Raw genomic sequence first — 12,168 nt, 5'->3', positions numbered from 1 at the left:
GCCACGGGCCGTCGTGGGGCAACTCGGGCCATTGACATGACAGTTGGTCTAGGCCAATGATGCCGCCATGCCGAGACTCCGTCTGCGTCACGCCGTGCGTGCCGCGCTCGCCGCCCTCGTCCCCTTCGCACTCCTCGGCGCGGTCACGGGACCCGCGCACGCCGCCCCGGGGGCGGCCTGGCCCGAGCCCGTCCCGGTGGTCTCGCACGTCGAGACCACCGACCCGGTCGTCTTCATCACCATCGACGACGGCTGGTTCCACGACCCGGCCGCGGCGAAGCTGCTGCTCGACCGCCGGGTGCCCGCCTCGCTCTTCCTGCTGCCCGGCGCCTACTCGTACGACTCCGGCTACTTCCACACCCTGCTGAACCAGGGCCGTTCCCGCGTGGAGAACCACACCGTCAACCATCCGGACCTGACCACCCTCGACGCCGCCGGCCGGAAGGCGGAGGTCTGCGGGGCGCGCGACCAGCACCTCGCGCAGTTCGGCGACGGGCCGCGGCTGCTGCGCCCGCCGTACGGCGCGTTCGACGAGAACACCCGGACCACGGCCCGCGCCTGCGGGGCGAAGGCCCTGGTGACATGGACGTACGACCTCACCACCTGGGGCCAGTGGACCCCGCCGACGCCGACGCTCAAGGCCGGCGACATCATCCTGCTGCACTTCAACGAGACCCTGGAGCAGGACCTGAAGCGGGCCCTCGACGCGGCCGAGGCCGCCGGTCTGAAGCCCGCACCGCTCAGGGAGTACGTCCCCGAGTAGGCCCCTAAAGGATCACGTGCGGGAGGAAGCGGGCGTACTCGTCGGTGACGAGGCCCGCCGACTCCCGGATTCCGAGCCCCGCCGCCTCGTCCTCGACGACCCACGCGCCGAGCACCACCCGGTTGCCGTCGAAGTCCGGCAGCGGGGCCAGCTCCTGGTAGCAGCAGGGCTCCCCGTCCCGTACGAACGGCTCCGTTCCGGCCTCGTGCAGGGTGACGCCCGCGCCCTCGCGGCCGAGCAGCGGTTTGGCGACCCACCCGTTGGTCGTGGCGAGTTCGCGCGGCCCGTCGAGGTAGGCGGGCAGCAGATTGGGGTGCCCCGGGTACAGCTCCCACAGGATCGCCAGGAGCGCCTTGTTGGAGAGCAGCATCTTCCAGGCGGGCTCGATCCAGCAGGTCGTCCCGGTGCCGCCGCCGTTGTCGAGGGTGTCCAGGACGTGCCGGCCGAAGCGGTCGGTGGTCAGCCACTCCCACGGGTAGAGCTTGAAGCAGCTGCGGATGAACCGGAGCCGGTCGTCGACGAAGCGGCGCGAGAGCCGGTCCCAGCCGATCCGTTCGACGGAGAGCGCCTCGGTGTCGAGCCCGGCCTGCTGGGCGGTCTCGCGCAGATACGCGACCGTCATCAGGTCCTCGCCGAGTTCGTCGCCGTCGGAGTGCACGAAGTGGAGCGGGCCGGGGGGCAGCAGGTGGGCCTGCTTCTTCCACGCATCGACGAGCCGTTCGTGGAGGGAGTTCCACTGGTCGGCGCCGGGGAACCGCTCCTCCATCCAGAACCACTGCGGGCTCGCGGCCTCCACGAGCGAGGTCGGGGTGTCGGCGTTGTACTCCAGCATCTTGGCCGGGCCGGTGCCGTCGTAGCGCAGGTCGAACCGCCCGTAGAGGGAGGGAAGTTCCGCGCGTCGGCGCCAGGACTCGGCGACCAGGGACACGAGCTTCGGATCCGTGAACCCGAGCTCGGCGAACCGGTCCCGCTCGACGATGTGGGCGGCCGCCGCCAGGCACATCGCGTGCAGCTCCTCGACGACCTCCTCCAGGGCCTCGACCTCGGGCAGGGTGAAGGAGTAGTAGGCGCTCTCGTCCCAGTACGGGCGCAGCGAACCGTCCGGGTAGCGGGTCAGCGGGTAGACGAGCCCCTGCTCCTCCACTGTCTCCTGCCAGCCGGGCCGGGGCTCGATCGTGTGCCGTCGCATGTGCCGGGCCTCTCTCAGCCGCCGCCGGAACCGGAGCAGCCGAAGCCGCCGGTGTCGACGGCCTTCTTGTCGAAGCTGCCGCCGCTCACCTGCTTGTCGCGTATGGAACCGCCGTAGTAGTACGAGCCACGGGTCGTGCCGCCGTTGTCGTCGTCACTGCCGCCGCCGCTGCTCTCGCACTCGTAGCGGGGCAGCTCCTCCCGGGTCAGCGGGTCCACACACCGCTTGTCCGGCTCGGAGCCGCACGCGGTGATCGTCGCCGCGAGCACACCCATCCCGCCGAGCACCACCGTGCTCGACCTCAGCCTGCGCATGTCCGTCGCCCTCCCGATCACGGTCGCGACCCCTGCGGTCACACCGGCCGCCGTTCACGCTTGTCGCGTTCACGTCTGTCGCGACCGCACAGTGTAGGCCGATGATTTCCAGCCGCACCCCCTAGAGTCATTTCGTGCTACTCGGGATGATTTGTGCGCTCGCTTCGTCCGTCTGCTTCGGCGCGGCCTCGGTTCTCCAGGCGATGGGCGCCCGCGCCGCGACACCGGGGACCGGTGGTGGCGTCGACGTCGCCCTGATGGGGCGGGCGCTGCGGCAGTGGCGCTATCTCGTCGGACTCGGTCTGGACGGAACCGGGTTCGTCCTCCAGATCGTCGCCCTGCGGACCCTGCCCATCTACGTGGTGGGCGCCGCCCTCGCCGCGAGTCTCGCGGTCACGGCGGTCATCGCCTCCCGCTTGCTGCGGGTGCGGCTGAGCCGGGTCGAGTGGACGGCGGTGGCCGTGGTCTGCGCGGGGCTCGCGCTGCTCGCCCTCGCCGCCGGGAAGGAGGGCCACCGGGAGGGCTCGGACGCACTGCGCTGGGCGCTGCTCGCGGCCGCCGTCGGGGTGCTGCTGCTCGGCGTGGTGGGCGGCAGGCTGCCGCAGCGACCCCGCGCCCTCGTCCTCGGCCTCGGGGCGGGCTTCGGCTTCGGGGTGGTGGAGGTGGCGGTCCGGCTGATCGACGGCATCGATTTCGCCGACCCGGTCTGGTACGCGCTCCTGGTGGGCGGCGGGGCGGCGTTCCTGCTGCTGACCTCGGCGCTCCAGCGCGGCTCGGTGACCACAGCGACGGCGGGCGCGGTCCTCGGCGAGACGATCGGACCCGCGATCATCGGGGTGGTCTGGCTCGGTGACCGTACGAGGGAGGGGCTCGGCTGGCTCGCGGTCACCGGCTTCGCGATCGCGGTGGCGGGCTCCCTGACCCTGGCCCGCTTCGGCGAACCACCGGAGGTGGACGAGACCGGGCGCGTCGTGACCGCGGGGGCGGGGACCGGGGCGGGTCCGGCGAAGGGCTCGGGCGCGGACGCCTCTTAGACGCCTCCTGGGCGCCTCCTGGGCGCCCCTTAAGGGAGCACCCGGCACAGCGCCTGGAGAGCGCCCTGCCACGCGCTGTCCGGTGGTGTCGCGTAGCCGACGACCAGGCCGTCCAGGGTCGCCGGCACCGCCGGGCGGCGGAACTGGTTGACGCCCTGGACGGCGAGGCCGTTCCAGGCGGCCGCCCGCAGGACGTCCTGTTCGGTGCCGGGCGGCAGGGCGAGGACGGCGTGGAGGCCGGCCGCGATCCCGCTGACCCGGGTGTCTGGCGAGTGCGCGGCCACCGCCGCCACCAGTTGGTCGCGGCGGCGCCGGTAGCGCAGCCTCATAGCCCGTACGTGCCGGTCGTACGCCCCCGAGCCCAGGAACTCCGCGAAGGCCAGCTGGTCCGGCCCGCCGCACACCCAGTCCACGGCCCCCTTGGCCGCCACCACCTCGCCGACCAGGCTCTCCGGCAGCACCATCCACGCGAGCCGGAGCCCGGGGGCGAGCGACTTGCTCGCGGTGCCGAAGTAGACGACCCGCTCGGGATCGAGACCCTGGAGCGCGCCCACCGGCTGCCGGTCGTACCGGAACTCCCCGTCGTAGTCGTCCTCCAGGACGAAACCGCCCGAGGTGCGCGCCCAGTCGACGACCGCCGCGCGCCGGTCCGGGGGCAGGGCGCCGCCGAGCGGGAACTGGTGGGCGGCCGTCATGAGGACGGCCCCGACCGAACCGAGACCGCCGGACTCACGGGGCTCACGGGACTCCCCGGACCTCCCGGACTTCCCTGGTGCCGACAACTCCTCGACCCGGGTGCCGCGTTCGTCGAAGGGCAGGACCGGGGTGCCGAGACCGGCGCCGGTGAGGAGGCCGGCGTGGAGGCCGAGCCCGTACGACTCGATCGCCACGTCCCGTACGCCCCGGCTCCGCAGCACCTGTCCCAGCAGCATCAGGCCGTGCATGAAGCCCGCGCAGACGACGATCCGCTCCGGCCGGGCGTGCACGCCCCGCGCGCGGGCGAGGTACTCGGCGAGGACGGTGCGCAGTTCGATCCGGCCGCGGGGATCGCCGTACCCGAAGGCCTCGTTCGGGGCGGCGGTGAGCGCCTTCCGGTACGCCTTGAGCCACTCGGTGCGCGGGAAGGACGCCAGGTCGGGGGTGCCGGCCTTGAGGTTGTGCGCGGGCGTGGAGGGCCGGGGCAGGGCAAGCGAGGGAGAGCCCGCGGGCCGCCCCGCCGGGCGTGCGCCGTCCCGGCGGGGGTCGGTGCGGCGGGGCCCGTCGCGGCGCGGCTCGGCGCGCCGGGCGACCCGGGTGCCGGAGCCCTGCCGGGCCGTCAGCCAGCCCTCGGCGACGAGTTCGGCGTAGGCGTCGGCGACGGTGTTACGGGCCATGCCGAGGTCGGCGGCCAGCGACCGGGAGGACGGCAGCCGGGTCCCCGCCTCCAGGCGCCCGCTGCGCACCGCCTCCCGCAGGGCGTCCATGAGGCCGGCCCGCAGGCGCGGACCGCGGAGTTCCAGATGGAGGTCGGCCCCGAAAGTGGCCCACTCGTTCGCCATGGCAATGGACCATACTCCTGAGCCACCCGGCTCGTACGGTGAAGGCATGACCACGCACACGGAGATCGTCGAGACCACCGGGACCGCTACGGCCGCGAAGACCGAGTACGCCCACGAGCACGCCCCCCGCCTCCCCCTCGCCGAGCGCGTCCCCGAGTTCTACCGGGCGATGCTGCGCCTGGAGACGGCGGCCGCGAAGGACATCGACCCGACCCTGTACCACCTGATCAAGATCCGGGCCTCGCAGGTCAACCACTGCGCCTTCTGCATCGACATGCACACCAAGGACGCGCTGGCCGAGGGCGAGACCGTCGAGCGGATCGTGCAGCTCTCCGCCTGGGAGGAGTCCCGGCACTTCTACACCGAGCGGGAGCTGGCCGCCCTCGCGCTGACCGAGTCCGTCACCGTCCTCACCGACGGCTTCGTCCCCGACGAGGTGTACGCCCGCGCCGCCGCGCACTTCGACGAGACCGAGCTCGCCCGGGTCATCAGCGCGATCGTCGTCATCAACGCCTGGAACCGGATCGCCGTCACCACCCGGATGACGCCCGGCCACTACACCCCGCGCAGCGCGTGAGCGTCGGTGCGGGCGCGGGAGTGACCGGGGGCGCGACGGCCGAGGCCCTGCGCGCCCTCCACCGGGACCGGGCCGCCGGCGATCCGCTGGTGCTGCCCGGCCCGTGGGACGCGGTGAGCGCCCGCGCCTTCGAGGCGGCCGGTTTCCCGGCGCTCGCGACGCCGAGCGCCGGGATCGCCGCCGCCCTCGGTTACGAGGACGGGTCGACGCCGACGGCGGAGATGTTCGCCGCCGTGGCCCGGATCGTCCGCGCCGTCTCCGTGCCCGTCACAGCGGACCTGGAGGGCGGCTACGGCCTGCCCGCCGCCGAACTGGCGGAGCGCGTACGGGAGTCGGGGGCCGTCGGGGTGAACCTGGAGGACACCGGCCCGGACGGCGGGCTCAAGGACCCGGCGGCGCACGCCGAGTGGCTGGCGGAGGTACGGGCGGCGGCGGGACCCGGACTGTTCGTCAACGCGCGCGTGGACGTGTACATCCGCCGGGCGCCCGAACCGGTCCACGCGGCGATCGAGCGCGCCCGGCGCTACGCGGAGGCGGGCGCGGACTGCGTCTACCCGATCGCGGCCCCGCCCGCCGACCTTCCGGTCCTCCGCGCCGCCCTGGGCGACCTCCCGCTCAACACCCTGGCCAGGCCGGGCGGCCCGCCCTTCGCCGACCTCGGACGGCTCGGCGCGACCCGGATCACCTTCGCCGACGGGCTGCTCCGGCAGGCGAGGGACGACCTGTCGGCGCGGGCGACGAAGCTCAGGGACGGCGGGGCTCTCTGAGCGTCCCGGATTCCCGATCCCCGAGGCCCCGCCTCGGGGATCGGGAATCCGGGATCGGGAATCCGGGATCGGACCCGCCTCGCTCAGTACGCGCCGGGCCGGAAGAACTCCACTGCCACCCGCAGGGATTCACGCTGCTTCGGCCAATCGCCCTCCGGGCCGGCGGCCAGGATCGCGAAGCGGTTGCCGTCCGCGGCCGTGAACGCCCGGTCGACGACCTTGCGGCGGCTGCCGTCGTCCCGCGTGTACGCGTACACCAGCTCGGCGGCGTCGGCCGGGGCGCCGGGTTCGCCGGTGAGCCGTTCGAGGCTGATCTCCCGGTAGCCGGTCTTGGTGCTGCGGTTGGCCTCGGAGGTCCCGCGCAGGGCCTCGTACGGCGTGGGACCGGCCTCGGTGACGACGAAGACCTGGAGCAGGCTCCGGCGGTCGGGCGCGTTGTAGAAGACGCCCTGGTCGGACTCCGTACGGTCCCAGCCGTCGGGGACCGCGATCGTGAAGCCCTTGAGGTCCTCCACGACGCGGTAGCCGGCCGGGGGCGCGCCGTCCGCGGGGGTGGCCGTGCCGGAGGGCGACGCCGAGTCCGACGGGGCATCCGACGGCGTGCCGGAAGGTGGGTCGGCCGTCGGGTCGCTGGTCCCGGTCGTGTCCTGCGGCGCCGAGACGGAGACCGCGGGCCCGCCGGCCGCCGGGGACCGCCCGCCGTCGTCCCTGCCCCAAAACAGCCAGCCGCCGACGGAGCCCGCCACGAGGACGGCCACGGCGACCCCCGCCGCGACGGCCGCCCGCGAGCGCGGCCGGGCCGCCGGGGCGGCCGTGCCGGTGGGGTACTGCCAGCCGCCGGTCTCCGGCACGTAGGTGAGGCCGTGCTCCGGTGCGTACCCGGGGGCGTACGCGGGAGGGGGAGGCGGCGCGTACCCCTGCGGAGGCGGAGGAGGAGACATGGTGTCCTGCGGAGGCTCGGACCGGGGCGGCGGCGGGGGTACGTCGGGGCCGCCCCCGGCTTCCCCCGCCGGACCGGGCGCCGTCCCCCCGGACTCCCAGCTCTGTGTCTCGTCGTTCCAGCGGGCCCTGCCCCCGCCGCCACCCCCGTAGCCGCTCATCTCACCCACCGAGCAGCGCGCCGACGGCCTGTCCGACGGCCACACCCGACGCGAGGATCCCGGTCACCGCTCCCGCGTCCGTGAGGGCGCGGCGCAGCCGGGTGAGCCGTCCCGCGTCCGCCCGGCCCGTGCCCTCGATCTCGTCCTCGGCGTCGGAGAGTTCGGTGTCGAGGGCGCCGGTCTGCTCGGTGGGGACGACCCCGCCGAGGTCGGCGCGGAGCCGGCGGATGGCCCGGAGCAGTTCCTCCTGCTGCGGGTCGCGGTCGGGCGGGGTCCCGTTCACCGTGCTGGTGACGGTGTTGTGGTCGCCGATGGTGACGTTGCCCCCGGTGTTGGTGACGTGGATGCCGCCGTGGGCGGCCCGGTCGTCGCCGGTGCCGTTCGCGGTGGTGTTCCCGGTCTCAGCCACGATTGCCTCCGGTGCTCGCGTTGGTGAAGGTCTTGCTGGTGACGGTGTTGTGGCTGCCGAGGGTGACGTTGCCCTTGGTGTTCTCGATGAACGTGGCGCCTTCGGCGACATGGACGATCTTCTGCTCGAACTCGGCGGTCTCGTACCCCGCTTCGCGGAGCGCGACCGTCACGCCGTTCGCGACCCGGTCCTGCACGCTCTTCAGATAGCGGCTGACGTCCATCTCCTGGAAGAGCGAGGCGTCGTCGTCGGAGCCGAGCTCGCGGACGGAGACCTCGGGGCCCTCGGGGAGCGCGTTGGCGTGTCCCTCGGTGAGCAGCCGCCAGGCGTGGCCGATCGAGCGACCGAGGGTGGCCAGGGCCTGTCCCGCGGAACGCGGGGTTCGGCCGAGGGCCCAGACGGCCCTGCCGAAGCGGTGGTTGTGGCGGTAGCGGTGGGCGATCCGGTCGGCGTACCGGTAGAGCGGCTTCACCGGCCTCAGGACGTGCGGGGCGACCTCCAGCATCAGCATGCCGCCCTGGGTGTGGACGCGGACGAAGACGGTGGTGACGATCTCCTCGCCCCAGCCGCCGACACGGACGCGCAGGAAGTGCCGGCGGGTCTCGCCGCCCTCCTCGATGGCGCCCGAGCGGTGCGCCTCGAAGCCCTCCGGGCTGTACGGGGCCGCGCCGCGGGCGGGCAGCCCGTCGACCGGCAGGAAGACGACCTCGTCGAGCTCCAGTTCGCGCAGCCGGTCCCGTACGGCGGCCTGGATCCGCGGCGAGCCGTGCGGGGAGGGCACGCGGAGCGCCTCCACGAGAGGGACGACGTGCCGCATGATCGCGCTGTTGTCGAGCGGTTCGGGCGCCCCGCCGTCGAGGTTCTTGCGGGGGCGCAGCTCGATGGAGAGCGACCAGGGCTCGTACGGCTCGCCCGCGCCGCAGAACGGGTCGTCGGCGCCGTACATCACGAGCCGTGCGTGCTGTTCGGTACGGATCCGGTCGCGCAGCCGGCGGAACCGGGCGCCCTCGGCCCGCTCGGCGGGGTCGGAGCCCTGGTCGGGGAAGCGCTCGCGGGACAGCTCCTCGGTGAGCGCGCGGGCGAACTGGCCGCGCTGGGTGGCCACCGCCCAGGCCACGAGGAGCGGCACGGCGACAGTGATCCACACCTCCAGCCTGCCGATGCCCCACACCTCCTGGGCGGCGAGTTCGACCGCGAGGCCGATGTACTCGCCCACCTCGGCGGTGTCACCGAGGAACTGCCAGCCGGACTCCTCGTCGCCGACGGCGAGGAAGAGGAGCAGCAGGACGGACTGGAGCAGCATGAGGCGCCCGTACCAGCGCAACACGAAGGCGGGGACGAGACGGAAGACGGGCGGGGTGGCGGATCGGCCCCGGACCCAGCGGGCGACGGCCAGGACGAGGAAGGGCACGATCAGGAGGACGATCAGGCCCTTGGTGAGCGGGACCGAGATGATCCAGAGCGCGAGGACGCCGGCGGCCCAGGCGAGTTCGACGCGGCGGGCGCGGAGCGCGTGGGCGAGGACGCGGCTCGCGTCGTAGCCGAGGGAGGGGGCGGCGAAGCGCTCCTCGTGGACGTACAGCTGGTCGATGACCGCGTCGCGGAATCCGTCGTCGAGGTACGTGCCGGCGCAGAGCAGCCGGGTCGCCTCACTGGAGGCCGGCAGGCGGCGCGGGTCGACGGCCGAGGGTGCCGTGTGCGGTGCCCGACCCGGCTGCTGGGGTAAGACCGACTCTGCCAAAACTCCCCCGAAAGTGTGTAACCGCCCATGATTACAGCTCACTTGGCCGTGAACCGGTGGGCCAGCATAGGGGAGGTGGGGGCTCCGTGTCGGCAGGAAATACAGCGCCGCGGGGCATCCAGGGCGGCGCCGTCACGGCATGAAAAACGGCGCCCCCGGGCCGTACGGTCGGTCGTACGGTCCGGGGGCGCCGAGCGCGCGGAGCCTGGGCTCAGATGAGGCCGAGCTCGCGGACCGCGTCGCGCTCCTCGGCGAGCTCCGCCACCGAGGCGTCGATGCGGCTGCGGGAGAAGTCGTTGATCTCCAGGCCCTGGACGATCTCGTACTTGCCGTCGACGCAGGTGACGGGGAAGGAGGAGATGAGACCCTCCGGGACGCCGTACGAGCCGTCCGACGGGATGCCCATGGAGGTCCAGTCGCCCGCGGCGGTGCCGGTGACCCACGTGTGGACGTGGTCGATGGCGGCGTTCGCGGCCGAGGCGGCGGAGGACGCGCCACGGGCCTCGATGATCGCGGCGCCGCGCTTGGCGACGGTCGGGATGAAGGTGTCGGCCAGCCACACCTCGTCGTTGACGACCTCGGCGGCGTTCTTGCCGGCGATCTCCGCGTGGAAGATGTCCGGGTACTGGGTCGCCGAGTGGTTGCCCCAGATGGTGAGGCGCTTGATGTCCTCGACCGAGGCACCGGTCTTGGCGGCGAGCTGCGAGAGCGCGCGGTTGTGGTCCAGGCGGGTCATCGCGGTGAAGCGCTCGGCCGGCACGTCCGGGGCGGCGGCCTGGGCGATCAGGGCGTTGGTGTTGGCCGGGTTGCCGACGACGAGGACCTTGATGTCGTCCGCGGCGTGGTCGTTGATGGCCTTGCCCTGCGGCTTGAAGATGCCGCCGTTGGCGGCGAGCAGGTCGCCGCGCTCCATGCCCTTGGTGCGCGGGCGGGCGCCGACGAGCAGCGCGACGTTGGCGCCCTCGAAGCCCTTGCTCGGGTCGTCGAAGATGTCGATGCCCTTGAGCAGCGGGAACGCGCAGTCGTCGAGCTCCATGGCGGTGCCCTCGGCGGCCTTCACGCCCTGCGGGATCTCGAGGAGGCGCAGCTTGACCGGCACGTCCGCGCCGAGCAGGTGGCCCGAGGCGATGCGGAAGAGCAGCGCGTAGCCGATCTGGCCGGCCGCGCCGGTGACGGTGACATTCACGGGAGTGCGGGTCATGGCGATCTCCGTAAGACAGCTGGCGGTGGGGGTCCCTGCCCCTGGTGCGGGATAGCTCTCTTGATCGATCGGTGTCTCGACATGAAGAGATATCCAGCGGTCAGGCTATCCGACCCGGGCGCCGGTGAATCCCCACCCCCTTGTGGTCCGGCTCACTGCCGCCCGTCCGCACGGCTCGGACCACCCGTCCGTACGGCTTCGGACGCGGGTCGGTTCTCGGCTTCGGACGCGGGGCGGTCAGGGCCTCGGCCACCCGCCCGCACGGATCCGGCCGCTGGTCCGCGCGCGTGCCTACGGGTTCGCGGTGCAGCCTTCGCTCCCGTCCGCGAGCAGGCCGCAGGCCCGCGCGGCCGTGCCGGAGCCGACGGCGACCATCGGCGTGTACGCGTCGGTCTCCACCGCCGCCGTGTCGGTGCCCGGGGCGACGGTCGCGCGCCGGGTGTTGTCCCCCACGCGGATGGTCACGGTGTCCCCGGGGGAGCCCTGGGTGAGCCGGGCCCAAGAGGCGCCGCAGGTCTCGCTGTAGCGGACCTCGACCTGCGCCGTGCCCACGCGGGCGAGGGCGACGGTGGTGGCGAGGGCGCCGCCGCATCCCATGGCCTCCGGGTCCTGGCCCGTGCAGTCCGCTCCCGCGCAGTTCACCCCTGGGGGGAGGCTGGGGCGCTGCGTGGCGGGCGGAGCGGTGGTGGTGGTGGGCGGGGCGGCCACCCGGTCGTCCCCGCCGTCGGAACCGCCGAGGTCGACGAGGAGCAGGGCGGCGGTGACGACGAGCAGGGCGCCGAGGATGCCGGCGGCGTAGAGCAGGACCTTGCGACGAGGGGAGTCGGGGGTACGCGCGGAAGGTGCGGCGGAATCCGAGTCGGGACCCGGGTCACGGGGCGGGGGCACTGCTGCGGCAGGGGCCGAAGGCACTGTGGGGCGGGGCGGGTCGACGCGGCGGATCTGCAGGGTGCGGTCACCACGGGCGTCAACGGCGTCACCCGCGACACCGGCCACACCCACGTCACCTGAAGCTCCGAAGCCGCCCCCGATACCGCCACCGCGGCCGTCGCCGTCCTCGGGCTCAGGACCGGGCTCAGGACCGGGCCCAGGACGGAACTCCGGACCGGACTCGGGATCGGGCTCGGGGCCGGGACCGGGCTCACCGCGCCCGCCTCCCCGGCCCTCGACGAGGGCGGCGGAGCGGGCCCAGGCGCGCTCCGCGCGCTCCCAGTCGGTCGCGAGGCCCGCAGGATCGCTTCCGGTCACCTCGGCGAGTGCCACGACGGCGCTCCGGGGCACGGACTGACGGCCGTTCAGATAGGCGTCCCACGCGGACCGTTCGTGTCCGGTGCGCTCGGCGACGGCCGTGACGCCGAGGCCACTGCGGTCGATCAGCCGACGGAGCCGTTCCGTGAACGCGCGGACGTCCGGGTCGAGTTCCTCCGGCAGCGCCTTCCAGCCGGCCATGGCGGCCCCCCTCGTCCCGTGGCTCCCGTGCCTCCCGTGATTCCCCGAAGGATGGCAGGTCCAGGGGCGATGCGCGCCCCGGATGC

12 protein-coding genes are annotated in these 12,168 nt (G+C 73.7%); 4 read left to right on the top strand and 8 right to left on the bottom strand.

From position 1 onward, the window contains the following. Positions 1 to 67 precede the first annotated feature (67 nt). Positions 68 to 763: a polysaccharide deacetylase family protein gene (locus OG514_RS17515; RefSeq protein ID WP_266895665.1), complete on the top strand. Its 696-nt coding sequence runs from the start codon at positions 68 to 70 to the stop codon at positions 761 to 763. 4 nt (positions 764 to 767) lie between these two features. On the opposite strand, the gene OG514_RS17510 is transcribed toward OG514_RS17515, so the two are convergent. Both OG514_RS17510 and OG514_RS17505 read right to left on the bottom strand, forming a co-directional pair. After that, entirely contained in the window at positions 768 to 1,952 is a 1,185-nt protein-coding gene (locus OG514_RS17510; protein ID WP_266895663.1) for a glutathionylspermidine synthase family protein, read from the bottom strand. A 14-nt stretch (positions 1,953 to 1,966) separates the two neighbouring features. Then, complete coding sequence (locus OG514_RS17505) at positions 1,967 to 2,266, bottom strand: hypothetical protein (protein ID WP_266895661.1); 300 nt, start codon at positions 2,264 to 2,266, stop codon at positions 1,967 to 1,969. Between the two features lie 146 nt (positions 2,267 to 2,412). On the opposite strand from OG514_RS17505, the gene OG514_RS17500 reads away from it, so the two are divergent. Continuing rightward, positions 2,413 to 3,300 carry a hypothetical protein gene (locus tag OG514_RS17500; protein WP_266895659.1) on the top strand — a complete coding sequence of 296 codons (888 nt, stop codon included), beginning with the start codon at positions 2,413 to 2,415 and terminating at the stop codon, positions 3,298 to 3,300. A 29-nt stretch (positions 3,301 to 3,329) separates the two neighbouring features. On the opposite strand, the gene OG514_RS17495 is transcribed toward OG514_RS17500, so the two are convergent. Next, complete coding sequence (locus OG514_RS17495; RefSeq protein WP_266895657.1) at positions 3,330 to 4,838, bottom strand: PLP-dependent aminotransferase family protein; 1,509 nt, start codon at positions 4,836 to 4,838, stop codon at positions 3,330 to 3,332. A 46-nt stretch (positions 4,839 to 4,884) separates the two neighbouring features. Between OG514_RS17495 and OG514_RS17490 the strand changes: the two genes are divergently transcribed. Together OG514_RS17490 and OG514_RS17485 are read left to right on the top strand one after the other, a co-directional pair. After that, complete coding sequence (locus OG514_RS17490) at positions 4,885 to 5,415, top strand: carboxymuconolactone decarboxylase family protein (RefSeq protein ID WP_266895655.1); 531 nt, start codon at positions 4,885 to 4,887, stop codon at positions 5,413 to 5,415. After that, positions 5,412 to 6,182: an isocitrate lyase/phosphoenolpyruvate mutase family protein gene (locus OG514_RS17485; protein ID WP_266895653.1), complete on the top strand. Its 771-nt coding sequence runs from the start codon at positions 5,412 to 5,414 to the stop codon at positions 6,180 to 6,182. The genes OG514_RS17490 and OG514_RS17485 overlap by 4 nt, the downstream gene beginning before the upstream one ends. 83 nt (positions 6,183 to 6,265) lie before the next feature. Here OG514_RS17485 and OG514_RS17480 read toward each other — a convergent pair whose 3' ends face one another. From OG514_RS17480 to OG514_RS17460, 5 genes are all read right to left on the bottom strand, one after another. Continuing rightward, the gene (locus OG514_RS17480; RefSeq protein ID WP_266895651.1) at positions 6,266 to 7,282 is read right to left on the bottom strand and encodes a hypothetical protein; all 1,017 of its coding nucleotides are present in this window, start codon (positions 7,280 to 7,282) and stop codon (positions 6,266 to 6,268) included. Position 7,283: 1 nt separating this feature from the next. Beyond that, positions 7,284 to 7,691 carry a hypothetical protein gene (locus tag OG514_RS17475; RefSeq protein WP_266895649.1) on the bottom strand — a complete coding sequence of 136 codons (408 nt, stop codon included), beginning with the start codon at positions 7,689 to 7,691 and terminating at the stop codon, positions 7,284 to 7,286. Beyond that, positions 7,684 to 9,432, bottom strand: coding sequence for a hypothetical protein (locus OG514_RS17470; RefSeq protein WP_266895647.1), 1,749 nt, complete (start codon positions 9,430 to 9,432; stop codon positions 7,684 to 7,686). Before OG514_RS17470 ends, OG514_RS17475 begins: the two co-directional genes overlap by 8 nt. A 211-nt stretch (positions 9,433 to 9,643) precedes the next feature. Continuing rightward, on the bottom strand, positions 9,644 to 10,633 hold the full coding sequence (locus OG514_RS17465) for a malate dehydrogenase (RefSeq protein ID WP_266895645.1): 990 nt from the start codon (positions 10,631 to 10,633) through the stop codon (positions 9,644 to 9,646). A gap of 291 nt (positions 10,634 to 10,924) precedes the next feature. Next, positions 10,925 to 12,082 carry an XRE family transcriptional regulator gene (locus OG514_RS17460; RefSeq protein ID WP_266895643.1) on the bottom strand — a complete coding sequence of 386 codons (1,158 nt, stop codon included), beginning with the start codon at positions 12,080 to 12,082 and terminating at the stop codon, positions 10,925 to 10,927. Positions 12,083 to 12,168 lie beyond the last annotated feature (86 nt).

The organism is Streptomyces sp. NBC_00572 (genome assembly GCF_026341815.1).
Taxonomy (GTDB): domain Bacteria; phylum Actinomycetota; class Actinomycetes; order Streptomycetales; family Streptomycetaceae; genus Streptomyces.
This window is presented reverse-complemented; position numbering and strand designations above follow the sequence as displayed.

Bases quoted from the DNA above. Each gene is read 5' to 3' on its own strand.
- OG514_RS17490 (WP_266895655.1), top strand. From the start codon at position 4,885: ATGACCACGCACACGGAGATCGTCGAGACCACCGGGACCGCTACGGCC.
- OG514_RS17505 (WP_266895661.1), bottom strand. From the start codon at position 2,266: ATGCGCAGGCTGAGGTCGAGCACGGTGGTGCTCGGCGGGATGGGTGTG.
- OG514_RS17500 (WP_266895659.1), top strand. From the start codon at position 2,413: ATGATTTGTGCGCTCGCTTCGTCCGTCTGCTTCGGCGCGGCCTCGGTT.
- OG514_RS17465 (WP_266895645.1), bottom strand. From the start codon at position 10,633: ATGACCCGCACTCCCGTGAATGTCACCGTCACCGGCGCGGCCGGCCAG.
- OG514_RS17510 (WP_266895663.1), bottom strand. From the start codon at position 1,952: ATGCGACGGCACACGATCGAGCCCCGGCCCGGCTGGCAGGAGACAGTG.
- OG514_RS17480 (WP_266895651.1), bottom strand. From the start codon at position 7,282: ATGAGCGGCTACGGGGGTGGCGGCGGGGGCAGGGCCCGCTGGAACGAC.
- OG514_RS17495 (WP_266895657.1), bottom strand. From the start codon at position 4,838: ATGGCGAACGAGTGGGCCACTTTCGGGGCCGACCTCCATCTGGAACTC.
- OG514_RS17515 (WP_266895665.1), top strand. From the start codon at position 68: ATGCCGAGACTCCGTCTGCGTCACGCCGTGCGTGCCGCGCTCGCCGCC.
- OG514_RS17460 (WP_266895643.1), bottom strand. From the start codon at position 12,082: ATGGCCGGCTGGAAGGCGCTGCCGGAGGAACTCGACCCGGACGTCCGC.